Source organism: Arthrobacter sp. Y3223065 (assembly GCF_059090885.1).
Genome location: NZ_JBNHGC010000007.1, coordinates 161,471 through 187,349 on the forward strand (window position 1 = coordinate 161,471; position 25,879 = coordinate 187,349).

The following is a 25,879-nucleotide window of genomic DNA, read 5'->3' on the forward strand; positions in this document are numbered from 1 at the left end:
GACCACTCAAGAATCCGCCTCCGACAGGTGGGGCAGCATCGGGCAAACGCCCCATTTGCCCTGGCCCGGAATGGGTCATCAGGGCCGCCGTGCGCGCGCAGCATTCTTTCAGCAAACTCCCAGAAACCGGGCGCACACTGGAAGAGTGAAAAAGCCTGAGCCCGAAGCCAAACTGCTGGTCGTCGACGACGAGCCGAACATCCGGGAACTGCTGTCGACCTCGCTGCGGTTCGCAGGATTCGAGGTAGTGGCTGCCGCCAACGGCCGCGAGGCGCTGGACGCCGCCGAAGAGCATTCACCCGATCTGGCGGTGCTGGACGTGATGCTTCCGGACATGGACGGCTTCACCGTCACCCGCAAGCTCCGCGCCTCCGGCCGTCATTTCCCGGTGGTCTTCCTCACCGCGCGCGACGATACCGAAGACAAGGTCACCGGCCTGACGGTCGGCGGCGACGACTACGTGACCAAGCCCTTCAGCCTGGACGAAGTGGTGGCCCGGATCCGCGCCGTGCTCCGCCGCACCCGCCCGCTGCTGGCGGACGACGCGATCATCCAGGTGGACGACCTGGAGCTCGACGACGACGCGCACGAGGTGCGCCGGGGCGGCGACGTCATCGACCTCTCCCCTACCGAGTTCAAGTTGTTGCGCTACCTGATGCTGAACCCGAACCGGGTGCTCTCCAAGGCGCAGATTCTGGACCACGTCTGGGAATACGACTTCAACGGCGACGCCTCAATCGTCGAGTCCTACATTTCCTACCTGCGCCGGAAGATCGACACGAATCCGGACACTCCGCCGCTGATCCAGACCAAGCGCGGCGTGGGGTACCTGCTGCGCACGGCCGACCGCCGCTGATCCATGCTGGATCGATGGAAGTCAGCATCCCTGCGGTCGCAGCTGGTGCTGATCATGGGCGTGCTCATGGTCGCCACCCTGACCCTGACCTCGGCGCTGATCCTGACCCAGCTTCACGACACGCTGGTGAGGCAACTCGACGAGGACCTGCTCAATAACCGCCAGTCCATCTCGTCCTTCCTGGTCCGTGAAGCGACCGCCCCCAGCGGGATGTCCTACTCGTCGAGGTATTACGGCGCCTTGTTCACCCGGGACGGCGAGCTCACGATTGACACCAACCCCGCCGGTGACCGCCCGGTTCTGAAGGACATCACTCCGGACAGGGCCCAAGCACTCGAGGGCCGGGGTTTCCACGTGCCCGGCACCGAACGGGACAGCCAGGGCTGGCGCGTGTGGGTCACGCCCCTCCAGAACGATTCCGGCTCGGTCGCCGTGGCAGTGAGCTACAACGAGGTGAACAGCACCTTCGACAAGGTCGCGGCGAGCACGCTTCTCATCGCCGTCTCGGCCACGGTCGCCGCCATCGGCATCGTGTGGCTGGCCGTCACCCGGTCCTTCCGGCCGTTGGCCCGGGTGGAGAAAACGGCCGCGGCCATTGCCGCCGGGGACCTCTCGCGCCGCGTCGACGTGCTGAACCCGGCGACCGAAGTGGGCCGGCTCTCCAGTTCGCTGAACGCCATGCTCGCCCACATCGAAACCGCCTTCGCGTCCCGGACCGCATCCGAACAGCGAATGCGGCGTTTCGTTCAGGATGCCTCGCACGAACTGCGCACCCCGCTGGTCACCATCCGCGGCTTCTCCGAGCTGTACCGGCACGGCGCGCTGCAGACGCCCGACGACGTCGGTGCCGCCATGGGCCGGATCGAGAGCGAAGCCAAGCGCATGGGCCAACTCGTGGAGGACCTGCTGACCCTGGCACGGGTGGATGAACAGCGTCCGCTCGAAACCAAGCCGCTGGATCTCCTCATGCTCGGCAACGATGCGGCTTTGGATGCCCGCGCCAGCGCCCCGGACCGCGCCATCACCGTCGTGGGGCTCGACGGCGGAGCGCCGCGGCCGGCGCCGATCGTGGGCGACGAGGCCCGACTGCGCCAGGTGGTGGCCAACTTGGTCACCAACGCCCTGCGCTACACGCCTGAAGGCTCACCGCTGGAGATCGCCGTCGGCGTTCAGCCGGTGATCGACGACCGCTTGGATTCTGTCCTGGAAATCCGCGACCACGGACCGGGCATCTCCGAAGACGAGGCCTCCCGTGTGTTCGAACGTTTCTACCGGGCGGACACCTCCCGGTATCGCGAGACCGGAGGCACCGGGCTGGGCCTGGCCATCGTCGCGGCCCTGGTGGCCCAGCATGACGGCACCGTCAGGTTGACCGAGACCCCGGGCGGCGGCGCGACCATGTCCATCCGGATCCCGTATCATCCGCCCGCGGACGAGGACGGCGCCTTCAACCTCGAGTGACCGCAGGGGCATTCCGCGCCGGGCTTTTCCACAGCCGGCGGCTTGGGCCTCGCGGCACCTTTGGCCGCTGCCTAGTCTGAACCGTGTCGGATAGATTCACCCCCAAGAGCGGAGGACACCATGGCCGTATTCCAGGTAGACAGCGAGGCTCTTGCCGCCAAGAGCATGGCCGTGCAGGGCACCATCGGACGGCTGCAGGCGGAGGTGAACACCATGCAGTCCGGGTTGCGCGAATTGGAGTCGCTGTGGACCGGTTCGGCGGCGGCCAACTTCCAGCAGCTCATCACGGACTGGCGGGCCACGCAGCTGAAGGTGGAGGAATCCCTGGCCAGCATCAACGCGGCGTTGTCCCACGCCTCGCAGCAGTACTCGCAGGCCGAGGAGGCCAACGCCCGGATGTTCCTGGCCTGACCATCGTCGGACCGGGTGAGGGCGCACGGCCGCGGGGTGCGGACGCGGGAACTGGTGTGGGGGCGCGGGTGCCGGCGCGCGGCTGCACGTCGCCGGGCCCGGGTGCCGGCGCGCGAGTGCACGTCGTCGGGCGCGCGGTCTCCGTTCAGGCCTGCTCGGGTGTGCCCTGGTGGAAGCGCAGGCGCCACCGCCCGCCATCGCGCAGCCAGAGCGAACTGCGCAGTGCCGAAGCGTCGCGGCGGATGCTGCGGTACGTCAGCAGGATGCTGTCTTCGCCGAGCCGTTCGACGGCGAAGACCTCCAACGAGGCGTCCAGCTCAGGGCTTTCCTGGAGTTCGCTGATCATGGCGTCCCGCGTCCACATCCGGCCGGCTTCCCCAATCTCGGCGAAGTCGGGGTGCAGCAGCATGGCCAGGCGCCCGTAGTCCGCCCGGACGGCGGGACTGAGCAGCTCCTGCTCGAGCCGCACCACCAGCTCTTCCGCGGCGTCCCCTTCTGCGGCGGCATCCGCGAAGTCTTCCAGCTCGGAGAACAGGTCGGGCTCCGGCACGACTGCGGCTGCCGGCCGCCCTGCTCCGTCTCCGGGAGAACCCGGCTCCGCTGCCGCCCGGGCCGTCGGTGCGTTTCCTCGGCGGCCGGCAGCAGCCGGCGCCGATTCGAAGACAGCGCTGCCGGAGGTTCCCGGTCCGCCGGGAAAGCCCGGGCCGGCCGGTGCGCCGGAGCCGTTCTGGAAGGCGAGTGCCACCGCGCGGGCGCGTTCGTCGGCCGCTTCGTTCAGCTTGTGTCCGGCGTGGCCCTTCACCCACTCGAACTCGTAGCTGCGCCCCTTGATCGCGGCGTCGATGTCCTTGAGCAAGTCGACGTTCAGCACCGGCTTGCCGTCGGCCTTTTTCCAGCCCCGCCGCTTCCAGCCCGGCATCCACTTGGTCACGCAGTTGATCACGTACTGGCTGTCGCACAACACGCGCAGGTGTTCCTGCGGCAGGTGAGCCGTGGCCCGGAACAAGTCCAGCACGGCCATCAGCTCGCCCTGGTTGTTGGTGCCGTGCGGCCAGCCGCCGGCAGCCCACGCGGTGTCGTCGATGTACCAGGCCCAGCCGGCCGGGCCGGGATTGCCGAGCGCAGAGCCATCGGCGGCAGCAGTGATAGTCATGATCTCCATCTTTTCAGATCAGGCCAACATTCCTGGCCCTGGGCGGGCACATGGCAAACACTCCTGGCCCTAGGCTGGGCACGTGGCAATACTCATCGATCCTCCGCTCTGGCCGGCGCACGGCACCCACTTTTCCCACCTGGTCTCTGACACCTCGCTGGCCGAACTGCACCGCTTCGCCGCGGCCGCCGGTATCCGCGAGCGGGCCTTCGACCGGGATCACTACGACGTGCCGGCCAGCCGCTACGGCGAGCTGGTCCAGCTGGGTGCCGTCGAGGTCAGCGCCGGCGACCTGACCCGCCGGCTGCAGGCGAGCGGGCTGCGCGTACCGGCCCGTCAACGCCCGGAAAAACTGCGCCGGGTACTGCTGCGCCGGTGGAACGAGCTCCTGCCCGGGCAGCCGGACCTCGGCCGCGACCTGCTGGACCGCTGGGCAGAACCGCACCGCCACTACCATGGCCCCGGCCACCTGCTGGCAGTCCTGGAGGCGCTGGAGCAGCTCACTTCCCCCGCCGCGTCCGGTCCGCGGCCGCGGGCGGTGTGGTTGGCGGCCTGGTTCCACGACGCCGTCTACAACGGCCGGCCCGGCGTGGATGAACAGGAATCGGCAGACCTGGCGGCTGCCTGCCTGCCGGCGGCCGGCTGCAGCGCTGACGAGACGGCCGAAGTGGTCCGGCTGGTCCTGCTCACAGCCAGCCACTCGCCCGGCCCGCAGGATGGGTCAGGCGCCCTGCTGTGCGACGCCGATCTGTCCATCCTCGGCGCACCACCGGCGGAGTACCGCAGCTATGTCCGGGACGTCCGCAAAGACTATGCGCACGTGCCCGACGCGGACTTCGCCGCCGGGCGCACCGCCGTCGTCCGCCGTCTGCTGACACTGGATCCGCTGTACCGGACACCCGCGGCCCGGGAGAAGTGGCTGGAGCGTGCAAGGCAGAACCTCGCCGCGGAGCTGGAAGCCTGGCGGCACGAGGGGCCGGTCTGGCTCCGCCCGGAGAGGCGGTAAGGCGAGGGGTTAAGGCCGCGAGGCGCGGCTCCCGTGACGGGAACCGCGCCTCGCTAAACCGTGGCCTGTTATCGGGCCGAGGTGGTGGCGGGGAAGCTTAGAAGCCGCCCATGCCGCCCATCTCGTCGCCGCCCGGCATGGCCGGAGCGGCCTTCTCCGGCTTGTCGGCCACAACGGCTTCGGTGGTCAGGAACAGGCCGGCGATGGACGCCGCGTTCTGCAGGGCAGAGCGGGTGACCTTGACCGGATCGTTCACGCCCGCAGCCAGCAGGTCCTCGTAGACACCGGTGGCAGCGTTCAGGCCGTGGCCGTCGGCCAGCCCGCGCACCTTGTCGGCCACGACGCCCGGCTCCAGGCCGGCGTTGAGGGCGATCTGCTTCAGCGGAGCGTCGATGGCAACCTTGACGATGTTGGCGCCGGTTGCTTCGTCGCCTTCGAGGGTGAGGTTGGCGAACGCCTTGGCGCCGGCCTGGATCAGGGCCACGCCGCCACCGGCGACGATGCCTTCCTCAACGGCAGCCTTCGCGTTGCGGACGGCGTCCTCGATGCGGTGCTTGCGTTCCTTGAGCTCGACCTCGGTTGCAGCACCGGCCTTGATGACTGCAACGCCGCCGGCCAGCTTGGCCAGGCGCTCCTGCAGCTTCTCGCGGTCGTAGTCCGAATCGGAGTTCTCGATCTCGGCGCGGATCTGGTTGACGCGGCCGGCGATGGCGTCGGCTTCGCCGGCACCTTCGACGATGGTGGTCTCGTCCTTGGTGACAACCACCTTGCGGGCCTGGCCCAGCAGGTCCAGGGTGGCGTTCTCCAGCTTGAGGCCGACCTCTTCGGCGATGACCTGGCCGCCGGTCAGGATGGCGATGTCGGCCAGCATGGCCTTGCGGCGGTCGCCGAAGCCCGGAGCCTTAACGGCAACGGACTTGAAGGTGCCGCGCATCTTGTTCACGATCAGGGTGGCCAGGGCCTCGGCCTCGACGTCCTCGGCGATGATCAGCAGCGGCTTGCCGGACTGCATGACCTTCTCCAGGATGCCAACCAGGTCCTTCACGTTGGAGATCTTGGAGTTGACGATCAGGATGTACGGGTCCTCGAGGACCGTCTCCTGGCGCTCGGCGTCGGTCACGAAGTACGCGGACAGGTAGCCCTTGTCGAAGCGCATGCCTTCGGTGAGCTCCAACTCCAGGCCGAAGGTGTTGGACTCCTCGACCGTGACGACGCCTTCCTTGCCCACCTTGTCCAGGGCCTCGGCGATCAGCTCGCCGATCTGCGGATCTCCGGCGGAGATGGACGCGGTGGCGGCGATCTGTTCCTTGGTCTCGATTTCCTTGGCGGAAGCGATGAGCTCGGCGGTGACGGCGTCAACAGCCTTCTCGATGCCGCGCTTCAGGCTCAGCGGGTCGGCGCCGGCAGCAACGTTGCGCAGGCCTTCCTTGACCAGGGCCTGGGCCAGGACGGTCGCGGTGGTGGTACCGTCACCGGCGACGTCGTCCGTCTTCTTGGCGACTTCCTTGACCAGCTCGGCGCCGATCTTCTCGTACGGGTCGTCCAGCTCGATCTCCTTGGCGATGGATACACCATCGTTGGTGATCGTGGGGGCGCCCCACTTCTTCTCGAGCACGACGTTGCGGCCACGCGGGCCGAGGGTCACCTTCACGGCGTCAGCGAGGATGTTCAATCCGCGCTCGAGGCCGCGGCGGGCCTCTTCGTCAAATGCAATGATCTTTGCCATAGCGGCTTACGTCCCTTCTGGACAATAGACACTGGACGCAGCTTTTGACGGCTGCTGGCCACCTGCGGTGCCCGCGACGGACGGCTCACGACGACGGCGGTTTCTGTACGCCGCGCCGCTCACCTCACCGAGGTGGCGGGTTTCACTCCCTACGGGCTTTCTTAGCAGTCAGCCCGCGAGAGTGCTAACTCAATAATTAGCACTCGCAGGTGTCGAGTGCAAGCTGTTGGGAGCGGCCGGCCGGACCGCTTCGCGGATCGCGCTACCCCTGAGCGCCCCCGGGCCAACAATCAGGGTGGACCCCCATGGAAACGGCCGGTCGCTCCCGCGTAGATTGGCAGGTAAGACAGCGCAAGCGAACTATCGGCCCGGCACCGGGCAAAGGTCGGAGAACCATGTCTGAAACACCGGACGAAAAGAACACCAGCAACCCCACCGAACCCCTGGCGCCGGGCCCCAACCCGACGAGGCCGCTCGGCGGCCAACCGCCGTACGGCGCATCCGGCCAGCGGCCTTCCGGGCAGCCCGGTTACGGGGTTCCGGGGCAGCAGCAGCCCGCTCCCGGGCAGCAGCCCTTCGGCCAGCAACCTTACGGCGCCCCGGGACAGCAGTACCCGCAGCCCGGCCAGCCGGGACAGCCCTACGGCCAGCAGCAGTACTACGGGGCTCCCCAGGGTTACTACTACCCCGAGCAGAAGTCGCGGCTGATCGGCGGCCTGCTGGGCATCCTGCTGGGCGGCCTGGGCGTGCACCGGTTCTATCTGGGCCACGTCGCCATCGGCGTGGTGCAAATTGTGGTCACCTTCCTGACGTTTGGCCTCGGCGCCGTCTGGGGCTTCGTCGAGGGGATCATGATCCTGGTCGGGGCGGAACCGTTCAAGCGCGATGCCCGCGGAGTCCCGCTGAAGGAGTAGCCCCAATCGGCGCGACGAACCGGCGGCGGAGGCACCCCAGCCTCCGCCGCCGTCGTCGTTGCGGGTCTGCTACGGCGCGACCCGGACCTCTTCGGCCTGCGGACCCTTCTGGCCCTGGCCGATCTGGAACTCTACGCGCTGCCCCTCATCCAGGGAACGGTAACCATCCATTTGAATAGCGGACCAGTGGACAAAAACATCGGAATTTTCTTCGTCCACGGTGATAAAGCCGTAGCCCTTTTCCGCGTTGAACCATTTGACGGTTCCCAGCGCCATAGCGTTCTCCATACTCAGTAGTTCCAGCCTGCCGCCTACGGTTCGGCGGCAGAGTGGTTTTACCCTAAACCAAGCAGGGGCGGAAAAGTGAGCTGCGGCACACTTAAGTTATTGAGGCGTAACCGAATTCCGCACGGGCGGAGCCTTCCCCATGGGTACCGGGAGTCCAACGCCAAGGCCTCTCGGCTGCCCTGCCGGCGGCGCCTGCGTTTATTGGTAGCCGGGACCGAGCGCCACGGTGACGTACTGCGAGACGTTGCCGTTTGCCTGCAAAGCGCTGATGCCCAGCAATTCACCGAGCGCCCGCGCATTGGCTTCCTGGCCCGGGTTGTAGAAGATTACCGAACCGGCCAGCGGCGCGCCGCCCCAGTTGTCCACGACCGCGATCGACCAACCGTCCGCCTGCACCCTCTGCGATACCGTTCCGGCCAATCCGGTCACGCCGGTGCCGTTGAGGATCATCACCGGATCCTGCTTGTTCACCGCGGCGGCCTCTTCCGTGGGCTCCTCGGTTGCTTCCTCGGTGGGCTCATCCGTGGGCTCGCTGGTCGCCTCTTCGGTGGCTTTCGGGGTGGCTGTATCCGTTGGTTCCGGGGTTTTGGTTTGCTGTGCCGTCGCCGACGGTGAAGCCGAGGCAGTTGCGGCGCTGGACTGCGCGGCCACCGGGGTCGGAGATCCCCCGCTCCCCAGCAGCGGGAGCACGAAGAACGACAAGGCCCCCACCGCCAGTGCAAGTACCGCGGCCAGGACGATCAGGCCCAGGCCGTTGGACTTCGGCGTCGCCATGCGGGCGCGGTGCACACCGTGGCGGTCTGAAGTTTCAGGGACCTGGTCGAACTCATCCCGGGGGTACTTGGTCATCGCTTACAGTGCATCCTTGGTGGTGGAGAAACGGAAACCGGCCTACCAGGCCGTCCCGGATCTAGGCGTCGGTGCCCAGCCTGCGAGCAGTGCGCGCGCGCTGGCGGGACGTACGTAGTCTACGCAATCTCTTCACCAGCATCGGATCGTGCGCCAGCGCATCCTCGGTGTCGATCAGCGCATTCAGGATCTGGTAGTAGTGCGTGGCGGACATGTCGAACAGTTCGCGGATGGCCTGTTCCTTGGCTCCGGCATACTTCCACCACTGCCGCTCCAGGGCCAGCATCCGCTGGTCGCGTTCGCTCAGGGGGCTGGCGTCGTCAACCTCGGCCTCGAGGGAAAAGGCACTGGCCTCGGCCGAACCTGCCACAACACACCTGCGCTTCCTAGTACTTGCTGACAGCAATCAATACCGCCTCCCATAATAAGTGCGAATCACAAGCGTGTCATTCACCCCGCCTGCCGGGTCTGGGTCGGCCGCTGGCCGGCAGTGGGGAGGTGCCTGGCTGGCCGCTGCCGGGAGTGCCCGCGGTGCCTGATTGACCACTGGCGACAGTGCCGGTGGCGCGTGCTTGTTCGCTGGCCGGCAGTGCCCGCGGTCCCCGATTGCCTGCCGGCGGGTGGTTTCCGCAAAGATAGAACGGTGAACTACGACGACGGTGCCCTCTTTCCGCTGCCAGCCCACCCGCCTGCCGCGGACTTTGGCGCCCCGTACCCGTTTGCCTCCCCGCAGGAGCTTTCCGCCGTTATTCATCCCGAGTGGGCCGAGGTGCTCGCTCCGGCCGAACCGCTGCTCTGGGACCTGGCCTCCTATCTGGACGGGGAGCGCGCCGCCGGCAAGACCTTGCTGCCCGCGCCGGCCAACGTGTTGCGGGCGTTCCAGCGGCCGCTGTCCAAGGTCAAGGTGCTGATCGTCGGCCAGGACCCCTATCCCACGCCCGGACACTCGATCGGACTGGCCTTCGCCGTCGAACGGCACGTGCGTCCGCTGCCGCGCAGCCTGGCCAACATCTACCGGGAACTGCAGATGGATCTGGGTATCCGGCCGCCGCAGCACGGAGATTTGAGCGCCTGGAGCGACCAGGGCGTGCTGTTGCTTAACCGGGCGCTGACCGTGGAGGCCGGCAAGGCCGGCTCGCACCGCAACAAGGGGTGGGAGCAGATCACCGAACTCGCGGTCCGGGCGCTGGCCCAGCGCGGCGGCCCGCTGGTGGCACTGCTCTGGGGCCGCGAAGCCCAGCAGCTGGCTCCGGTACTGGAGCAGGTGCCGCGGATCGAGACCGTGCACCCCAGCCCCTTGTCGGCGTCCCGCGGGTTTTTCGGGTCGCGGCCGTTCAGCCGGGTGAACGAACTGCTGGCCGCACAGGGCGCAGACCCCGTGCACTGGGAACTGCGCTAGCCGGGGCTGGGCGACGTGGGCTTCCGGCTGGCCGCCAAGACGTTTTTGTCCATGTTTAGCGCAAGGGTCCGGCGTCGCCGCAGGTCAAGGGCTTAACGGTTTCCAAGACATGGACAGTTTCGGCCAAACGTGGACAGCGGGGACCGTGCGCGGACCGCTGAGGCCAAGCGGTTCGCGGTGAGGGTTCGCGCGTTCCTGGGCGCGTGTGACCTTCCCCATCCGCAAATTGGGATTACCTGACCGGTGGATTAGGTTGTCCTAAGTAGCAGTTTCCCTTCGTCAGGAGTAGTGCAGGATGCAGACACAACCGGCAGCAGCCCCCGCCCGTGCGGGACGGAGCGCTCGGCCGCCGAAGGTGCAGACCAACCTCCAGGTGACGCGCACCGAGTGGATTTCACAGCACATGGTCCGGGTCTACGCGGGCGGCGAGGCGTTCGATTCGTTCGCCGAAAGGTTCGCGGCCAAGGACGCCACGGATCAGTACATCAAGATCTTCTTCCTGGACCCCGCGCTGGACGTGGAGCTTCCGGTCAACGTCGCGGAGCTGAAGGAAACGCTTCCGGCCGACAAGCTGCCGGTCACCCGCACCTACACCGTGCGCCGTTTGGACCGCGACACCCGCGAAGTGGTGGTCGACTTTGTGGTCCACGGCGACGAAGGCCTCGCCGGGCCCTGGGCCGCGCAGGCCAAGCCGGGCGACTGGATGATGTTCAACGGACCCGGTGGCGCGTACCGGCCCGATCCCGACGCCGACTGGTACCTTTTGGCCGGCGACGACGCGGCGCTGCCGGCAGTTGCTGCCGCCATCGAGGCACTGGCCCCGGACGCGTGCGGCCATGCTTTCCTGGAAGTGGATTCCGAGGCGGACGTGCAGGAACTAAACGCTCCGGCCAACCTGGAAATCCACTGGCTGTTCCGGCGCGGCCAAACGCCCGGGACCACTACCCTGCTGCGCGACGCCATAGCAGGCCTGGACTGGCCCGGCGGCCGGGTGGATGCATTCGTCCACGGTGAGCGCGACGAGGTGAAGTCCCTGCGCGATGTCCTGTTCAAGGACCACGGGTTGTCCCGCGATCAGGTCTCCATCTCGGGCTACTGGGCCTACGGCCGGGCCGAAGACGCCTTCCAAGCGGAGAAGCGTACGGCGGCGGGCCAGATCTTCCCGGAGAATTACCCGGCCTGATCCGACCAGGCGCCAACCGATCGCCAGGCCCATCCCGCACCCGGCGGTTCCGGCGTCCTTAACGGCGCCGGGCCCGCCGGTTTTCGTTCGAGCCCAGCCCCTTGGTGAACGGCCGGGCCAGGTTGTCGCCGAGCACAGTACCGCCGGCGATGGCCAAAATCACCGTCAGCGCACTGAACAGCCCCAGGATGCCGTTGAACGGCGCCTCGGTGTTAACGGTCAGCTCGAAGATGGACCGGAACACGGACAGGCCAGGCAGCAGGAACAGCACCGCCGGGACCGCCACCACCAGCTGCGGCGAGCCCATCCGCAGGCCCACAATGCGCCCGAGGAACCCGATCACCACGGCTCCGACGGCCGGTCCGATCCGGTCCCCGATCCCCGCCCACACCACGAGGTCGTAGATCAACAGCCCGACCAGCCCGACGGCGGCCGTGGGCAGCAGCATGTTCAGCTTGGTCTGCTCGGTCATGCAGAGAGCAATGGTTGCCACGACGAGCAGCAGCGCCCGGACCACGTAGGGGTACTGGCCTTGGCCATCCACAAAGACTTCGGGCAGGCTGACGCCGAGCATCGAGCCGCCTACCAGCCCCACGGCGACCCCGGCGGCAATCGCGGCGAAGGTAAAGAAGGCCGAGAGATAACGCCCCGACGCGGTGACCGGGAAGCCGTTGATGGCGTCCTGGGTGGCGGAGACCAGCCGACCGGTCGGCAGGAGGAACAGGATGCCGCCGGCGATCACCAGCGACGGACTCATCGGCACGTGCAGCGCCCAGAACAGCAGCGCCATGACGGTGGCCAGGCAGGCGCCGATGCCGGTGATGAAGAAGTCCGGCATCCGCCATTTGCTCAGCTTCCGTCCCACCAAACCCATCAGCACGGTGGAGATGCCGCCCACGAGGGCCGCGAAGATGCTGCCGCCGAGGAAGGCAATGATGAAGCCGGAGAACACGCCGCCGGCCGCGATGGCCATCCACCGGGCGAAGGGCTTGGGACGCGAGGTAATCTCCTGCAGCCGTTCCTTGGCTTCGCTGCGGCCCACCCCGCCGTTGACGATGTCGGTGACCAGTTCGTGCACTAGGGACAGGCCGGCGTAGTTGTTGGTCCAGGACCGCACCACCCGCATCACGGTGATGGGAATCGTGTCCGGTTTGGCGTAGTTGATCACCACGGACTGGTTGGTGATGTCCACGTCGATGTCGCTGAGCCCGAAGGCCGCGGTGACGGCGATGATGCTGGTTTCCACCTCCAGCGCGCCGGCCCCGTAGCGGAACATGGTTTCCGCCACGTCCAGGGCAAAATCCAGGGTGATGCGGGCGGAGGCATCGACCCCGCCCGTCTGGATCATCGGGTTCGCGTAGGGGCTGCCGGCCAGCCTCTCGACGATGCTCATCGGCGCAGTGGGCGGCGCCTCGCCCTGCACGAGCTTGCGCAGCATCCGGCGGGCTGCCGCGTTGGAGCGCGAGGCTGCCGCGGAGGCGGGCAGCGGCGCGGTGCCGCTGGGGACGGGCTTGACCTGCTTGGCTACCGGCCGGTCCGTCGGACGTGGCACCGGAGGGTGGGTGGGCTGGGGTCCTGCGACCGAACCGGCGCGGCCGGCACCGGAGCCGCTGCCGGCATCGTTGGCCGGAATGTTCTTCGGCTTGATGATCGGCAGCATCCCCGCCTGCGGAGTCGTGGGTGACATGGATTCCTGGTCTGGGTCCTTGTCCTGCAATCCCTCTCCGTTCTGCGTCACCGCCACCGTCACGGCGGCGCTCGTTGATCCCGGGTTAAATCCTTGCACACCTCGCTGGCAGGTCACCGGCATGGCGCCGAGGCGCACGTCACGCCTCGCGGATTTCACCGCTGACGACGTCGATGCTGAACTTCCGCGTCAGGCTCGCCACCGGGGCGCCACCGGAAGGGCTGTCCCCCGGGACAGCGGTGCAGGTGAAGGAAACGGTCAAGCCTCCGGCCGCAACGTCCGCGCGGGTCACCGTGCGGACAGGATGGAGGAAGCGGGCTTCCCCGCCGGGCCCCAGGTCCTGCGGCGGGAAATCCGCGGAGTTGTCGAACCCACCGGATAACCGCACCCTCAGGTGCTGCGGTCCCAGCATCTTTGCCCGTCCGGCAAAGACGAGCACGTCCCCGGCACGGTAGCCCGGCCCCGGCTGGCCCTCGGGCGTGCTGCGGACCGCGTGCAGCACCATGTCGAAGCGCAGCGGGTAGTCCCCGGGCACCGGCAGCGGTCCGGTCACGGGCCTCGGCCCTCCCGCGCCGCCGTCGGCCCGGGACGTGACTGCCCCGCGCGGCCACGCCGCCAGCAGCAGCCCCGGATCTGCCGTGGCATAGACGATCTCGCGGCCGCCGTGCCGCTGGTACAGCACTCCGATGCGGCCGTCCGGCAGCCGCACGGCGGCCGGCCCGGTGGCACCGCTCCCGTGAACCGTGAGCTTGTGCGGCCAGGAGTGACCGTTGTCCCGCGACAGGCTTAGCACAACATTGCGGTGCAGCAGCGGGTCCTGGCAGTTGGCGGCCAGCAGCCAGCGGTTGCTCGCCGGTGCGGCCAGCCCGCCCAGGGCCGGCAGCCCGTCGAATCGGACCAGGGTACCACTGCTCCCGGGATCCGGCAGTTCGTCGACCGGCTGCAGCGGCCCATAGCTGTGCCCGCCGTCGTCCGAGACCGCCGCCCACCGCCGGGGCGCAGCCCAGGTATGCAGCAGCACCCGGCCGTCGGTCAGGCAGACGGCGGCACTACCGCCGTCCTCCGCGGCCACCGGGCCGGAGGCCCGTGCCGGCAGCGGCTCTCCCATGGTCCAGGTGTCCCCGTGGTCGTCGCTGTAGCAGGAGGCCGCCCTCGCCCGCGCACCCTCCCCCATCACCGCGAACTGCACCAGCAACCGCCCGGCAAACCGGCCGGCATGCAGGCCCGTGCCGGGGCCGGCACCTGCCAGCGCTGTGATCGTGTCCGAAGCCCGCCGCGGGGCGACCGACCGATGCTGCCAGGTGCCGCCGTCGTCGTCGGAAGAAAGGAGTTCGAAGCGGCGTCCCTTGGCCGCGGGCTCCGGGCCTGCGTCACCGCCGCCGGCCCCGGCGACAAAGGCCAGGAAAATCCGCCCGGTTGCGGCGTCGGAGAACAGTCCCGGTTCGCCGGCCGCGTGCCCGGAGGTGTCCGCCCACGCCACCTGCTGCGGTTCCCAGGTGGCTCCGCCGTCGAAACTGCGGCGCAGCAGCAGGTCCCCGGCGGGCCGCCGGCCCTGCCTGCCCAGGCCTGCATAGGCAACCACGGCGCTGCCTGCCGGAGTCACGGCTAGCGCCGGAGCCCGGTACTGGCGGTAGCCCTCCACGCCACGAACGGCGAGGACCTGTTCCATTCCTCAACCGTACCTTTCACCGTGCCCGGAGGGCAGGTCTGCACGACACGCCGGTCGAATCCGGTTGCCTGGCCCAACCATCGGTCAGGATGTGAACTGAAACACAAGTTGTAGTTTTGCCTCGCACCCCAAACTTTTTGAAAGGACGCCCAACGATGAGTTGGTTGGACCGATCGCATACGATCGCCCCTCCGGGCTTCAACCGCTGGCTGATTCCGCCGGCGGCGCTGGCCGTGCATTTGTGTATCGGCCAGGCCTACGCGACCAGCGTGTACAAGAACGCCCTGGTCGCCCACTTCGACGTGAGCCTGACCGAGATCGGCATCATCTTCTCCATCGCCATGGTGATGCTCGGGCTCTCCGCGGCCATCATGGGCACCTGGGTGGACCGCAACGGTCCGCGCATGGCGATGTTCACGTCCGCCTTGTTCTGGAGCTCCGGGTTCCTGGTCGGCTCGCTGGGCATCTTCACCGAACAGCTCTGGCTGGTCTATCTCGGCTACGGCGTGATCGGCGGCATCGGCCTGGGCATTGGCTACATCTCCCCGGTATCCACCCTGATTAAGTGGTTCCCGGACCGCCCGGGCCTGGCCACCGGCATGGCGATCATGGGCTTTGGCGGCGGCGCGCTGATCGCGAGCCCGGTTTCAACCGCACTGCTGCAGTTCTACGACCCCAGTTTCGACGGGACCCCGGGCTGGGTAGCCAGCGGCGACGCCGTCGGCAAGCTGTTCCTGACCCTGGCCGTGGTGTACCTGGCCTACATGCTGTTCGGTGCCTTCACGATCAAGGTTCCGGCGGCCGACTGGAAGCCGGAAGGCTTCGACGCCTCCAAGGTCAAGGCCAAGGCCCTGGTCACCACGGCAAATGTCTCGGCGAAAAATGCCATCAAGACCCGCCAGTTCTGGCTGGTCTGGATCGCCCTGTTCTGCAACGTCACGGCAGGCATCGGCATCCTGGAGCAGGCCTCCCCGATGATCCAGGACTTCTTCCGCCAACCCGACGGCGTTTCGCTGGTGTCGGCGGGCGTTGCGGCCGGGTTCGTGGGGCTGCTCTCGATTGCGAACATGGGCGGCCGGTTTGTCTGGTCCACCACCTCCGACTACCTGGGCCGCAAGAACAACTACATGCTGTACCTGGGCGTCGGCGCCGCCCTGTATGTGGTGCTTGCGCTGTTCGGCTACACCTCCACCGGGCTGTACGTGCTGCTGGCAGCCGTGATCATCAGCTTCTACGGCGGCGGTTTCGCCACCGTTCCGGCTTACCTGCGCGACCTGTTCGGCACCTTCCAAGTAGGCGCCATCCACGGCCGCCTGCTCACGGCATGGTCCGCCGCCGGCATCGCCGGGCCGTTGATCGTGAACGCCTTCCTGGACGCCCAGGGCAAGCCGGGCGAGCTGACGGCACAGGCCTACCAGCCGGCCCTGCTCACCATGGTGGGCCTGCTGGTCATCGGCTTCATTGCCAACCTGATGGTCAAGCCGGTGGACAGCAAGTACCACGAGGCACCAACAAGGGATGCCGGCGAAGCCGCGATGGCCGGGAAGGAGGCCTGACATGAAGAAAGCCCAAGTAGCCCTCGGCTGGGTGCTGGTCGGCGTGCCGCTGCTCTACGGCGTCAGCCAGACGCTGCTGAAGGTCTCCGCACTCTTCGGCTGATCCCTCAACACGCTTCGCCGGCCGCCCCGGCGAAGCGCAACCCCCGGCAGGCCCGGCTCCTTCGAGCCGGGCCTGCTGCTTGACAGCCAACCGGCCGGACGTAGCGTTGGACATGCCATGGATTGGTTCAGCGCCGAGGGGTTCGAGTTGGCGCGGCAGGTGCTGCAACGGGGCATCGCCGCGGTGTTCCTGATCGCCTTCGCCTCCGCCCTGGCCCAGTTCCCCGCCCTGCTGGGCGAACACGGGCTGCTGCCCGTCCCCCGGTTGCTGGAGCGAAGAACCCCGCGCGGTTTCACCCTCTTCCGCTGGGGGTACACGGACCGCCGGCTGCGCGCGGTGGCATGGTCCGGCGTCGTCATCGCGGCCCTGTTGGTGGCCGGCCTGCCGCAGCTGGGGCCGCCGTGGGTGCCGCTGATCGCGTTCCTGGCCCTGTGGTTCCTGTACATGTCCATCGTGAATGTGGGCCAGACCTTCTACGGCTTCGGCTGGGAGACGCTGCTGCTGGAGGCCGGCTTCCTCGCCGCCTTTTTGGGCTCGGATCGGGTAGCACCCCCGGCCCCGGTGCTGTGGCTGTTCATCTGGCTGGTGTTCCGCCTGGAGTTCGGCGCCGGCATGATCAAGATGCGCGGCGACCCGGTCTGGCGAGACCTGACCGCCCTGTACTACCACCACGAGACCCAGCCGATGCCCAATCCGGCCAGCTGGTTTTTCCACCACCTGCCCAAACCGCTGCACAAGGTGGAGGTGGCCGGCAACCACTTCGCCCAGCTGGTGGTGCCGTTCTTCCTGTTCTTCCCGCAGCCGGTGGGCAGCATGGCGGCCGCGGTCGTGATCATCACGCAGCTGTGGCTCGTGGTGTCCGGCAATTTCGCCTGGTTGAACACCCTGACCATCCTGCTCGCCTTCTCGGCGGTGTCCGACGACGCGGTGCAGGCCATCCTGCCGGTGGGTGACTTCACGCCGGAGTACCAGCAGGAACCGGTGTGGTTCACCGTGGTGGTGCTCGCGGTCTGCGCCCTGCTGGTGTACCTGAGCTACTGGCCGCTGAAGAACCTGTTCAGCCGGCACCAGCTGATGAACGCCAGTTTCAACAGCTGGCATCTGGCCAACGCCTACGGCGCCTTTGGGTCCATCACCCGGGAGCGTTACGAAGTGGCGGTGGAAGGGTCCGCCGACGGCGTCCACTGGCGCGAGTACGGGTTCAAGGGCAAGCCCGGAGACCCGCGGCGGATGCCGCGGCAGTTCGCGCCGTACCACCTGAGGCTGGACTGGTTGATGTGGTTCTTGGCGCTGGGCTCCCGCGGCGAAAACTGGTTCATCCCGCTGCTGCGGCGGCTGCTGGAAGCCGACAAGGCCACGCTGAAGCTGCTCCGGCACGATCCGTTCGGCGGAGTATCACCGGCCTTTGTGCGGGCAACGCTCTACCACTACCGGTTTTCCACCTGGGCGGAAAAACGCAGCACCGGACAGTGGTGGATCCGGCGCGAGTCCGGGCAGCTGGTGCCGCCGCTCTCCCGCCCGCGCGCCGCGGAATAACCCCGGCCTGTCCGCGGTTGCCCCAGTACAACATGCATACGCATATATGCCTCGACACCAACGAAAGGCGGCCACCGCGTGGCACAAACAATCGAACTCGGGCTGGACACCTTCGGGGACGTCACCACCGGGGCCGACGGGCGGCTCCTGGCGCACGATGAGGTCATCCGGAACGTCATCGCGGAAGCCAAGCTGGCCGACGAGGTGGGCCTGGACTTCGTCGGCATCGGTGAACACCACCGCGAGGACTTCGCCGTGTCCGCTCCGGACGTGGTGCTGGCCGCGATCGCCGGCCAGACCAGCCGTATCCGCCTGGGCTCGGCCGTGACCGTGCTCAGCTCCGACGACCCCGTCCGGGTGTTCCAGCGCTTCTCCACCCTGGACGCCGCCTCGAACGGCCGCGCCGAAGTCATCCTGGGCCGCGGCTCCTTCACGGAGTCCTTCCCCCTGTTCGGCCTGGACCTGGCCGACTACGACGTCCTCTTCGACGAGAAGCTCCACCTCTTCACCGAACTGCTCAAGGAAGAGCCCGTCACCTGGGCCGGCCGCACCCGGCCGCGGCTGGACAACAAGCGGATCTACCCGCCCACGGCGTCCGGCAGCCTGAAAACCTGGATCGCCGTCGGCGGCACCCCGCAGTCGGTGGTCCGCGCGGCCCACTACGGCCTGCCGCTGATGCTGGCCATCATCGGCGGGGCACCGATGAACTTCGCCCCCTTCACCGAGCTCTACCAGCGGGCGCTGGACCAGTTCGAAAAGCCGGCGCTGCCCATCGGGGCGCACTCCCCCGGCTACATCGCGGACACGGACGAGCAGGCCCGCGAGGAGATGTGGCTGCCTTATGCGGACATGCAGGAGCGGATCGGCCGCGAGCGCGGCTGGAGCCGGATGACCCGCGGCCAGTTCGAAGCCGAGGCGGGCCCGGACGGCGCCCTGTTCGTCGGCTCCCCGGAGACCGTTGCCACCAAGATCGTGAAGGTCGCCAAGGGCCTGGGCCTGTCCCGCTGGGACATGAAGTACAGCCTGGGCACCCTCCCGCACGAGAAGCTGATGAACTCCATCGAGCTCTACGGCACCAAGGTGGCCCCGCTGGTGCGGGAGCAGCTGGCGGAGTAGGCGCCGGCGGGGCGAGCGCCAAAGCCGGCGCGGGCAGGCGCGCAATCCGGCGAGGCAGGCGCCAAAGCCCGCCAACCCGGGCCATAGCTGGCGGAACAAACCCTAAGGCTGCCGGGATCGGAACGAGATACCGGCTCGGCACGCCTTAGCGTCCGACGGCGGCGGGAGGCTTCGCGGGAAAGACTCCCGCCGTCGTCGTCCCTTGCCTTGTTAGTGCTTTTTTGGAGTGCGGGACCTTTGCCGGGGTCCCGCCGTCGTGCATTTAACGTTCAACCCGTACCCTGAATGATGTGCGCCTTCTTGTTAAACCATTCATCGCAACCGTCCTGCTGCTCGCCCTCGCTTTCGCCGGACTTTCGCCGGCTGCGGCGGTAACCCGTACCGCCCAGGATCCCTTCGTTGCCGAGGTGCTGCGGCTGACCAACCTTTACCGCGCGCAGAACGGCTTATCGCCGGTGGTCTGGAACCAGAACGTCGGCAATGTCGCCCAGCAATGGTCCGAGGAACTGAACACGCGGATCAACAAGAACACGCTGGACATGAACAAGATCCATCGCCCGGGCTACGGAAGCATGCAAATCCCGCGCGGTTTCGACTGGTACACCGAGAACATCGCGATCAACAACAACGCCCGGCAGGTTGTGGACTGGTGGATGAACTCCCCCGCCCACCGGGCCGGCCTGCTCAGCCCCAATGCCACCGACATCGGCATCGGGTACATGAAGACCACGCACAAGGACTGGTACGGGATGTACGTGGCCGTCGCGAACATCGCCGGCTACGCGACCACCCGGGCAACACTGCCGCCGCATCCGGGCATGGTCCGGGCCAGCTTCCAGCACGGCGATGTCGCAGCCGTCGACTCCGCAGGGAACCTCTACGCCTACGACTCGGCCAAGGGGCACGACCTCTATAAGCGCCGGTATGTCGCGGGCGGGTTCAAGGGTGTGGCACAGGTGCAGGTGGCCGACTGGAACGCCGACGGCGTGCTCGATGTGGTGGTGCGTTGGAAGTCCGGCAAACTGACGGCGCACTTCGGCAAGCCGGACGGCGGGCTGGAAAATGCAGCCACCATCGGGGCTTCCGGCTGGGGCAGCTACGACGTCACCGTCACCGCGTGGAAACAGGCCGACCCCTACCCTGCACTGCTGGCCCGCCACACGGACACCGGCCGACTCTACTATTACCCGAACCCGGCCGGGCTCAAGCACGGCAGCCGCACGCTACTGGGCACCGGCTGGAAGTCCCTGCCGATCTTCACGGCCGACATCGACGGCGACGCCAAGATGGACGTGGTCGCCAAGACGCCCCAGGGCCAGCTCAAGCTGTACCGCTCCAACGGCGCTGGCAAATTCATCTCCGAGACCCGGCGGATCATCAGTTCCTCCGGTTGGAACGCGATGACCCACCTGTCCCTGATCCGGGACCATCTGGGCGACGGAAAGCAAGGTGTGCTGGCACGCGACACCCGCGGCAACCTGTACCACTACCCGGTGTTGACCAACAAGCTTGGCTCGCGGGCGGTCATCGGCGTCGGCGGCTGGCAGACCCTGATCATCGGCAGCTGACCCGCGAGCGCCGGAGGCCCGAAGCCCGCGGCGTCCAGCCGTGCTCCTGGCCGGCGAGCGCGGGGCTGGTCCTGTCGGGCTAGTCTTCCTGGCCCTCGGGCTGCTCCCCTTCCGGTCCCGCGCCGTCCCTGTCCGCCGGCAGTTTGGCTTCGAGGTCCCGGTCGATTTCCGATCCGGGTTCGATGACGATGCCGTCTTCGTTCTGCGGGATGTCCGGATCCAGTTCGGGGCGGTCTTCGCTCACAGCATTGCTCCCTTCCGTGACGCTTACTGCCTGCAGGCCCTCAGCCGTGGGCGTGCTTGCTCTCGTCCGGCGCATGCACATGGGCCTCGCCGACGAGTTCCACCAGGCCTTCCACCGCAGTGGACAGGGACAAGTCCGGAGTCCGGGCGATGAAAGGCACCAGTAGCCTGTTCTCCTTTTCGATGTGCAGGGCGAACACGCTGCGCATCGACGCGGCAACCGTGGCCGCCTCAAGTCCTTCGGCTCCCCGCAGCTCATCCAGCAGCGAGGCCAGCGCCTTGTGGTCAGTCAGCAGCGACTCCACCAGGAGCCGGGCTTCCCCGGTCGCACCGGCCGGCCCGAACAGTTTGGCTTCTTCCAACTCGTTGTGCGGCAACATTTCCCGTTCGCCCCACTCCAGCAGGATGCCGTGCGCGTTGTAGACGGTGTCTTCGTCTCCGGTGTCGAGGCCCCGGGTGAGCTCCGCCGTCGTTGCCTGCAGCCGGGCCAGCATCTCGGTGTGGTGGCGAACGACGGCGGTCGCGGCCGTGCTCTCTGCCTCGACATTGCTTTCGGTCACCGCGTGCTCCTCCGATCGAGGTGTGCCCGCCTGCAGGCGGGCCGGGTCTGTCCATTCTCGACGGGGGCAGCCGGGCTGTCGAGGGTCCGGCCAGCCCCCGTGCATTCGTCCCCCGAGGGCTGCCGCTCAGCTGTGCTTCTCTCCGGAAAAGCGCAGAGGATCTTTCCGATGGCCGGACCCTGTTCCGGACGGCTGGTCTGGTGGTGCACGGCACGCCGTGCTAGTACGGGAGTGGCCTGACATTAGCCGGGCCCGGGTCCTTGCGGCCACAGGAAGAAAGCCGGTTCCGGCTGGCTGACTGGAAGGAAAAATCGTCATGCCCAACTATCGGATCGGATACTTTGTCGGGAGCCTGGCCAGCGGCTCCATCAACCGCACCCTCTCGAAGGCGCTGATCAAGCTCGCCCCGGAGGGTCTGGAATTCAACGAGATCCCCATCCGGGACCTCCCCCTCTACAACTCGGATTACGACGCGGACTACCCCGCCGAGGGCCGGGCGCTGAAGGAAGCGGTAGAGGCCTCGGACGGCATCCTATTCATCTCGCCCGAATACAACCGGTCCATCCCCGGCGCCTTGAAGAACGCCATCGACTGGGGATCCCGCCCGTGGGGCACCAACTCCTTCGCCCGCAAACCCACCGGCATCATCGGCGCTTCCCCGGGCGGCATCGGAACCGCCGTCATGCAGTCGAACATGCGCAGTGTTCTCAGCTTCCTCGACGCCCCGCAGCTCAACGCGCCCGAGGCCTACATCAGCTTCAATCCGGACGTTTACGGCGACGACGGCGACGTCAGGGATGAGTCCACGCAGGCCTTCCTGCGCCACTATATGGAGGAGTACTCCGCGTTCGTCCAGCGCGTCCTCGACGCCAACGCCGCCGGACACATCGGCGACGAGGACCCCGAATCCCGCAAATGACACCACAACCGTAGATGCGGTCGTCTCCGTCGCCGACTGCGGCAACAACCTGGCAACGCTGTCGATGGGAGCACTTATCGGACTCATTGGGCCGCTGAGCCGAGCCTGGGTGGGGCATCACGGACCTGTCCGCAGGACTGTGCATTGCCCGGTGCCGGACGGGCGGGCATGATGCTGGGATGAGACTGGCGGGAGGAGCCAACGACCCGTGCTTCGACCAATGGCTGCTGTCGCGAACCGAGCGGGGCAACGACGCTACGCGGTTGCTCCCGTGGTCAGCCGGTAACGAGGTGCGCGTGCTGCTGCACGGCCGAGAGTATTTCCCGCTCCTGGCCGCCGAGCTGGATGCGACAGGGCCAGGGGACCTAATCCTCGTGGCCGGGTGGCGCATGGACGCCGACGAGCTCCTCACCGCCGACCTGACCGTGGCGGAAGCGCTGAGCCGCAGCGCGCGGCGCGGAGCACAGGTGAAGGGGCTGCTCTGGCGATCCCATCACTCCTGGGTAGTGGGCACGTTGAGACAGAACCGGGCGTTGGCCACCCACATCAACGCATCGGGCGCCGAGATGCTGCTCGACCACCGCGTTCGCCGGTTCGGCAGCCACCACCAAAAATTCGTGGTCATCCGGCACGGGGCCCATCCCGGCACGGACGTCGCCTTCGTGGGTGGGATGGATTTAGCCCGTTCCCGCGGCGACGACGAGACGCATCAGGGGGACCCGCAGCCCCGCAACTTCGCCAGCGCCTACGGACCAACTCCAGCGTGGCACGACGTCCAGCTGCTGCTGCGCGGACCGGTCGTCCTCGAAGTGGAAAAGGTGTTTCGAGAGCGCTGGGACGATCCCGCACCGACGACGCGCTTGCCCTGGCACCGGCTGCCAGACGTGATCCGCGGCCTGCCGCAGAAGGCCTCCCCCTTGCCTCCAGAGCGGCCGGCACCGCCGGCCGCGGGCCACTGCCACGTGCAGTTGCTGCGCACCTACCCCACGCGCTCCCCGGGGTACCCGTTCGCACCCGATGGGGAGCGCAGTGTGGCCCGCGAGTACGCGAAGGCGCTGCAACGAGCACGACAGCTGGTGTACGTGGAGGACCAGTATCTGTGGTCGGCCGACGTCGGCCGGGTCTTCGCGGAAGCCCTGCGCCGCAATCCCGGCCTCCATGTCATCGCCGTCTGCCCCCGGTTCCCGGACCAGGAGGGCAGGCTTAAGGTTCCACCGGCGCTGTTCGGCCAGGGCTTGTCCTGGCGCATGGTCCGCGAGGCCGGAGGCGACCGGCTATTGATGCTGGACATCGAAAACGGGAGCGGCTGGCCGATCTACGTCCACTCGAAAGTCTGCGTGGTCGACGACGTCTGGGCCGCCGTGGGCAGCGCCAACCTGAACCGGCGATCCTGGAGCCACGATTCCGAACTCACGGCCGCCGTGCTGGACGAACAGCGCGACCCAAGGCACCCGGCAGACCCGGCCAAACTTGGCGACGGCGCCCGCCCGTTCGCCCGCGACCTGCGCCTGCGGCTGCTCTGCGAACATCTGGGACGCGTTCCCGGCAATAACGCCGACCTCCTCGATCCCCGCGAGGCGGTCCGCGCCGTCCGCTCAAGCGCCGACGAGCTCGACGCTTGGTATCGTGCGGGCCGCTTGCTCCCGCGGCCGCAGGGACGGCTGCGCTGCCATATCCCGGCAAAGGGGTCACCCTGGCAGCGCCGGTTCGCAGCCCCGGCCTACCGCCTCCTCTTCGACCCCGACGGCCGCCCCCTCCGGATGAGACTGCGACGCCGCTACTGACAGCCCTCCCGCCGGTTCGGGGGCGTCGGCCCTTCCTGGAAATCATGTGTCCGGGGATTCAATCCGCCCGCCTCAGCTCTCGCAGCCGACTCCATCGCCGTCGCGGTCGAATTTGGTGTCCCAGCCGGGGTCGCCGGCCCGGATCGGGGCCGCACCGGCTTCCTTCACGGCGGTGCAGTTCTTGTAGAACACGTTCCCGCCGGCCGGCGCCTCCTGGATGGGTGCCGGTACAGGCTGTTGCTCCGGCGCTGGTACCGGCTTGGGTGCCGCCGTCGCGGCTGCCACGGGCACGTCTACTCCCCCGTCGGTCGGGACCGGCTGGTCCGGGCAGGAGCTGGAGAGGATGTTCTTGATGGCGTCGTGCTCTGCCTGGGTCATCCAGAGTCCATACTTGGCTTTGACGGCAGTCTGCAGGGCCACGTACTCGCAGCGGAACGACTTGTTCGGAGGCAGCCAGGTCGCGGCATCGCCGTCGGACTTGGAGCCGTTGGTGGGCCCGTCGACCGCAAGCAGGTTCAGCGGGTCGTTGGCGAAGACTTCACGCTGGTTCTTGGCCAACTGCTGGGCACCCTTCTGCCAAGCGTCCGAGAGGGAGACAACGTGGTCGATCTGGACGGCGGTGCTGGTCTTATTGCCGCGGACGAAGTCAATGGTCGTGGCTGTGAAAGGATCGGCCAGCACCCCTGAGGTGACCACACAGCCGCCGGCCTTGAGAACCGTGTATTCCAGATCGCGCTGGAGGATGTCATTGCGCGCGTCGCAGCCGTTACGGTCCGGATCCAGCCAGCCGTCACCGAACTGATCTCGTGAGTATCCGGTCTTCGGGGCGCGGCCTTTGATGGCGATGCCGTCCAGTTGTTCCAAGGCGGTGCCGGCGGCGGCAGGCTCCTCTGCGGGTTCCTTGGATTGTGGGGCCTTGGGCTCCTCCGTCTTTTTGGCCGGTTCCGTGGTTTCGGGAACCAGGGTCGGTTCGGGGCTGCCGGTCACCTCGATGGTGGGGCCGGCCAGGCGCTGATCCGCTTCAGCGGGCGAGGTACAGGCGGATAACAGAACGGCCAGCGCCAGTCCGGCCAGTGCGAGGGGCTTCTTCTTCTTCTCCATGTCCCTTCATGTCTACGGCAGATGCCTCACCGCGTCCCGGCTGACACGCCGGAGGGTCAAGCATATGAAGGTGGACGAGAACGGAAGGGAATCGCTAATTCACGGATCAATAGTCTTCGCGGTCATGGAAGAGGCCGCCGACAGGGATCGGTTCCGCGGGTTCAGGGGCGTAGCGGGCTGGGAAGGCACACAAGGCGAGCACAATGGCAGGTGTTCAGCACAACGGCACCATGCTTCCGTTCATCGCGGTCCCCGGGCGTGCCGTCCTGGGCCTCGGCGGAACCTCGGTCGGGTGGGCCGCCGGGTTGGCCGCAGTTGCACTGTCGCCGCGGTTCCTCCACCGACACCCGACGGCGCTGGGAGGAGTGGATTCCCGGTCCCTTCCGGGGCTACCTTCTTCCTGGCCCGTCGGGAAGCTGCCAAGCCGGAAGGGGAGCGACGGTGCGGTGCCGTGGGTCTGCCTTCGCGTCGATTCGGCACGAGCACCAGCACCATAAAAGGGGCAAAGGCGAGTACGACGTCGATAACGAAAAGGGTGACTTCCATGGCCAACTCCTACCCTTGGCTTTTAGGGTAGGCGCCGATTGGCGGGCACACAATGGGTTGAGCTGCCAGCCCAGGGATCGGTGACGGCGGTGCCTCGCGCCGCCTCAATTTAGAGCCAGTCCGGCGACGGCAGAGGGTTACCGTGACGCCCTTCCTAACCCACAAGGGCGCCCTAGGATAAGTCGCTCTGCCTTCGGTGCCCCGCATCCCGGCCGGTCCCGACAACGCCGGTTGAAATCTCCGAT

24 protein-coding genes are annotated in these 25,879 nt (G+C 67.5%); 14 read left to right on the plus strand and 10 right to left on the minus strand.

Annotated features, from left to right (window positions below):
* Positions 1–145: 145 nt before the first annotated feature.
* From AC5RUK_RS16885 to AC5RUK_RS16895, 3 genes are all read left to right on the plus strand, one after another.
* Positions 146–856, plus strand: a complete 711-nt coding sequence (locus tag AC5RUK_RS16885) for a response regulator transcription factor (protein WP_494108355.1) — start codon at positions 146–148, stop codon at positions 854–856.
* A 3-nt stretch (positions 857–859) separates the two neighbouring features.
* Positions 860–2,317, plus strand: coding sequence for a sensor histidine kinase (locus AC5RUK_RS16890; RefSeq protein WP_494152909.1), 1,458 nt, complete (start codon positions 860–862; stop codon positions 2,315–2,317).
* Positions 2,318–2,437: 120 nt separating this feature from the next.
* On the plus strand, positions 2,438–2,728 hold the full coding sequence (locus AC5RUK_RS16895) for a WXG100 family type VII secretion target (RefSeq protein WP_494108357.1): 291 nt from the start codon (positions 2,438–2,440) through the stop codon (positions 2,726–2,728).
* Positions 2,729–2,873: 145 nt separating this feature from the next.
* Here AC5RUK_RS16895 and AC5RUK_RS16900 read toward each other — a convergent pair whose 3' ends face one another.
* Positions 2,874–3,881 carry an RNase H family protein gene (locus tag AC5RUK_RS16900; RefSeq protein ID WP_494152910.1) on the minus strand — a complete coding sequence of 336 codons (1,008 nt, stop codon included), beginning with the start codon at positions 3,879–3,881 and terminating at the stop codon, positions 2,874–2,876.
* Between the two features lie 82 nt (positions 3,882–3,963).
* Here AC5RUK_RS16900 and AC5RUK_RS16905 point away from each other — a divergent pair, with 82 nt between their 5' ends.
* The gene (locus AC5RUK_RS16905) at positions 3,964–4,887 is read left to right on the plus strand and encodes a DUF4031 domain-containing protein (protein ID WP_494152911.1); all 924 of its coding nucleotides are present in this window, start codon (positions 3,964–3,966) and stop codon (positions 4,885–4,887) included.
* Positions 4,888–4,984: 97 nt separating this feature from the next.
* Here the strand turns inward: AC5RUK_RS16905 and groL are convergent, their stop codons facing one another.
* Complete coding sequence (gene groL / locus AC5RUK_RS16910) at positions 4,985–6,613, minus strand: chaperonin GroEL (RefSeq protein ID WP_493987608.1); 1,629 nt, start codon at positions 6,611–6,613, stop codon at positions 4,985–4,987.
* A 395-nt stretch (positions 6,614–7,008) separates the two neighbouring features.
* Between groL and AC5RUK_RS16915 the strand changes: the two genes are divergently transcribed.
* Entirely contained in the window at positions 7,009–7,527 is a 519-nt protein-coding gene (locus tag AC5RUK_RS16915) for a TM2 domain-containing protein (RefSeq protein WP_494152912.1), read from the plus strand.
* A gap of 69 nt (positions 7,528–7,596) precedes the next feature.
* On the opposite strand, the gene AC5RUK_RS16920 is transcribed toward AC5RUK_RS16915, so the two are convergent.
* The 3 genes from AC5RUK_RS16920 to AC5RUK_RS16930 form a co-directional block, all read right to left on the minus strand.
* Positions 7,597–7,803, minus strand: a complete 207-nt coding sequence (locus tag AC5RUK_RS16920; protein WP_127515201.1) for a cold-shock protein — start codon at positions 7,801–7,803, stop codon at positions 7,597–7,599.
* 210 nt (positions 7,804–8,013) lie between these two features.
* Positions 8,014–8,664, minus strand: a complete 651-nt coding sequence (locus AC5RUK_RS16925; protein ID WP_494152913.1) for a LytR C-terminal domain-containing protein — start codon at positions 8,662–8,664, stop codon at positions 8,014–8,016.
* Between the two features lie 61 nt (positions 8,665–8,725).
* Positions 8,726–9,034 carry a DUF3263 domain-containing protein gene (locus tag AC5RUK_RS16930; RefSeq protein ID WP_127515197.1) on the minus strand — a complete coding sequence of 103 codons (309 nt, stop codon included), beginning with the start codon at positions 9,032–9,034 and terminating at the stop codon, positions 8,726–8,728.
* 273 nt (positions 9,035–9,307) lie between these two features.
* Between AC5RUK_RS16930 and AC5RUK_RS16935 the strand changes: the two genes are divergently transcribed.
* Both AC5RUK_RS16935 and AC5RUK_RS16940 read left to right on the plus strand, forming a co-directional pair.
* The gene (locus tag AC5RUK_RS16935; protein WP_493987605.1) at positions 9,308–10,063 is read left to right on the plus strand and encodes a uracil-DNA glycosylase; all 756 of its coding nucleotides are present in this window, start codon (positions 9,308–9,310) and stop codon (positions 10,061–10,063) included.
* A 295-nt stretch (positions 10,064–10,358) separates the two neighbouring features.
* Positions 10,359–11,246: a siderophore-interacting protein gene (locus AC5RUK_RS16940; RefSeq protein WP_494152914.1), complete on the plus strand. Its 888-nt coding sequence runs from the start codon at positions 10,359–10,361 to the stop codon at positions 11,244–11,246.
* Between the two features lie 58 nt (positions 11,247–11,304).
* Here AC5RUK_RS16940 and AC5RUK_RS16945 read toward each other — a convergent pair whose 3' ends face one another.
* Both AC5RUK_RS16945 and AC5RUK_RS16950 read right to left on the minus strand, forming a co-directional pair.
* Entirely contained in the window at positions 11,305–12,933 is a 1,629-nt protein-coding gene (locus AC5RUK_RS16945; protein ID WP_494108362.1) for a threonine/serine exporter family protein, read from the minus strand.
* Positions 12,934–13,072: 139 nt separating this feature from the next.
* Positions 13,073–14,602, minus strand: a complete 1,530-nt coding sequence (locus AC5RUK_RS16950; protein WP_493987602.1) for a sialidase family protein — start codon at positions 14,600–14,602, stop codon at positions 13,073–13,075.
* Between the two features lie 155 nt (positions 14,603–14,757).
* Between AC5RUK_RS16950 and AC5RUK_RS16955 the strand changes: the two genes are divergently transcribed.
* From AC5RUK_RS16955 to AC5RUK_RS16975, 5 genes are all read left to right on the plus strand, one after another.
* Positions 14,758–16,158 carry an OFA family MFS transporter gene (locus AC5RUK_RS16955; protein WP_493987601.1) on the plus strand — a complete coding sequence of 467 codons (1,401 nt, stop codon included), beginning with the start codon at positions 14,758–14,760 and terminating at the stop codon, positions 16,156–16,158.
* Position 16,159: 1 nt separating this feature from the next.
* Positions 16,160–16,261, plus strand: a complete 102-nt coding sequence (locus tag AC5RUK_RS16960) for an MFS transporter small subunit (RefSeq protein WP_493968694.1) — start codon at positions 16,160–16,162, stop codon at positions 16,259–16,261.
* Between the two features lie 117 nt (positions 16,262–16,378).
* Entirely contained in the window at positions 16,379–17,797 is a 1,419-nt protein-coding gene (locus AC5RUK_RS16965) for a lipase maturation factor family protein (protein ID WP_494152915.1), read from the plus strand.
* 78 nt (positions 17,798–17,875) lie between these two features.
* Positions 17,876–18,913, plus strand: a complete 1,038-nt coding sequence (locus AC5RUK_RS16970) for an LLM class flavin-dependent oxidoreductase (RefSeq protein WP_494152916.1) — start codon at positions 17,876–17,878, stop codon at positions 18,911–18,913.
* A gap of 290 nt (positions 18,914–19,203) precedes the next feature.
* On the plus strand, positions 19,204–20,481 hold the full coding sequence (locus AC5RUK_RS16975; RefSeq protein WP_494108366.1) for a CAP domain-containing protein: 1,278 nt from the start codon (positions 19,204–19,206) through the stop codon (positions 20,479–20,481).
* 79 nt (positions 20,482–20,560) lie between these two features.
* Here AC5RUK_RS16975 and AC5RUK_RS16980 read toward each other — a convergent pair whose 3' ends face one another.
* Both AC5RUK_RS16980 and AC5RUK_RS16985 read right to left on the minus strand, forming a co-directional pair.
* On the minus strand, positions 20,561–20,725 hold the full coding sequence (locus tag AC5RUK_RS16980; protein ID WP_493987597.1) for a hypothetical protein: 165 nt from the start codon (positions 20,723–20,725) through the stop codon (positions 20,561–20,563).
* 40 nt (positions 20,726–20,765) lie between these two features.
* Positions 20,766–21,284, minus strand: a complete 519-nt coding sequence (locus tag AC5RUK_RS16985) for a hemerythrin domain-containing protein (RefSeq protein WP_494152917.1) — start codon at positions 21,282–21,284, stop codon at positions 20,766–20,768.
* A gap of 316 nt (positions 21,285–21,600) precedes the next feature.
* Between AC5RUK_RS16985 and AC5RUK_RS16990 the strand changes: the two genes are divergently transcribed.
* Both AC5RUK_RS16990 and AC5RUK_RS16995 read left to right on the plus strand, forming a co-directional pair.
* Positions 21,601–22,203 (plus strand): NADPH-dependent FMN reductase, encoded by a 603-nt coding sequence (locus tag AC5RUK_RS16990; RefSeq protein ID WP_494108368.1) that lies wholly within the window; start codon positions 21,601–21,603, stop codon positions 22,201–22,203.
* 179 nt (positions 22,204–22,382) lie between these two features.
* On the plus strand, positions 22,383–23,987 hold the full coding sequence (locus tag AC5RUK_RS16995; RefSeq protein WP_494152918.1) for a phospholipase D family protein: 1,605 nt from the start codon (positions 22,383–22,385) through the stop codon (positions 23,985–23,987).
* A gap of 72 nt (positions 23,988–24,059) precedes the next feature.
* On the opposite strand, the gene AC5RUK_RS17000 is transcribed toward AC5RUK_RS16995, so the two are convergent.
* A complete protein-coding gene (locus AC5RUK_RS17000) occupies positions 24,060–25,088 on the minus strand; it encodes a GmrSD restriction endonuclease domain-containing protein (protein ID WP_494152919.1) in 1,029 nt (342 codons plus the stop codon).
* Positions 25,089–25,879: the final 791 nt, after the last annotated feature.

Excerpts from the sequence above, each read along its gene's own strand:
- AC5RUK_RS16890 (WP_494152909.1), top strand. The coding sequence starts at position 860 with ATGCTGGATCGATGGAAGTCAGCATCCCTGCGGTCGCAGCTGGTGCTG.
- AC5RUK_RS16895 (WP_494108357.1), top strand. The coding sequence starts at position 2,438 with ATGGCCGTATTCCAGGTAGACAGCGAGGCTCTTGCCGCCAAGAGCATG.
- AC5RUK_RS16900 (WP_494152910.1), bottom strand. The coding sequence starts at position 3,881 with ATGACTATCACTGCTGCCGCCGATGGCTCTGCGCTCGGCAATCCCGGC.
- groL (WP_493987608.1), bottom strand. The coding sequence starts at position 6,613 with ATGGCAAAGATCATTGCATTTGACGAAGAGGCCCGCCGCGGCCTCGAG.
- AC5RUK_RS16915 (WP_494152912.1), top strand. The coding sequence starts at position 7,009 with ATGTCTGAAACACCGGACGAAAAGAACACCAGCAACCCCACCGAACCC.
- AC5RUK_RS16920 (WP_127515201.1), bottom strand. The coding sequence starts at position 7,803 with ATGGCGCTGGGAACCGTCAAATGGTTCAACGCGGAAAAGGGCTACGGC.
- AC5RUK_RS16925 (WP_494152913.1), bottom strand. The coding sequence starts at position 8,664 with ATGACCAAGTACCCCCGGGATGAGTTCGACCAGGTCCCTGAAACTTCA.
- AC5RUK_RS16940 (WP_494152914.1), top strand. The coding sequence starts at position 10,359 with ATGCAGACACAACCGGCAGCAGCCCCCGCCCGTGCGGGACGGAGCGCT.
- AC5RUK_RS16945 (WP_494108362.1), bottom strand. The coding sequence starts at position 12,933 with ATGTCACCCACGACTCCGCAGGCGGGGATGCTGCCGATCATCAAGCCG.
- AC5RUK_RS16950 (WP_493987602.1), bottom strand. The coding sequence starts at position 14,602 with ATGGAACAGGTCCTCGCCGTTCGTGGCGTGGAGGGCTACCGCCAGTAC.
- AC5RUK_RS16955 (WP_493987601.1), top strand. The coding sequence starts at position 14,758 with ATGAGTTGGTTGGACCGATCGCATACGATCGCCCCTCCGGGCTTCAAC.
- AC5RUK_RS16960 (WP_493968694.1), top strand. The coding sequence starts at position 16,160 with ATGAAGAAAGCCCAAGTAGCCCTCGGCTGGGTGCTGGTCGGCGTGCCG.
- AC5RUK_RS16965 (WP_494152915.1), top strand. The coding sequence starts at position 16,379 with ATGGATTGGTTCAGCGCCGAGGGGTTCGAGTTGGCGCGGCAGGTGCTG.
- AC5RUK_RS16990 (WP_494108368.1), top strand. The coding sequence starts at position 21,601 with ATGCCCAACTATCGGATCGGATACTTTGTCGGGAGCCTGGCCAGCGGC.
- AC5RUK_RS16995 (WP_494152918.1), top strand. The coding sequence starts at position 22,383 with ATGAGACTGGCGGGAGGAGCCAACGACCCGTGCTTCGACCAATGGCTG.
- AC5RUK_RS17000 (WP_494152919.1), bottom strand. The coding sequence starts at position 25,088 with ATGGAGAAGAAGAAGAAGCCCCTCGCACTGGCCGGACTGGCGCTGGCC.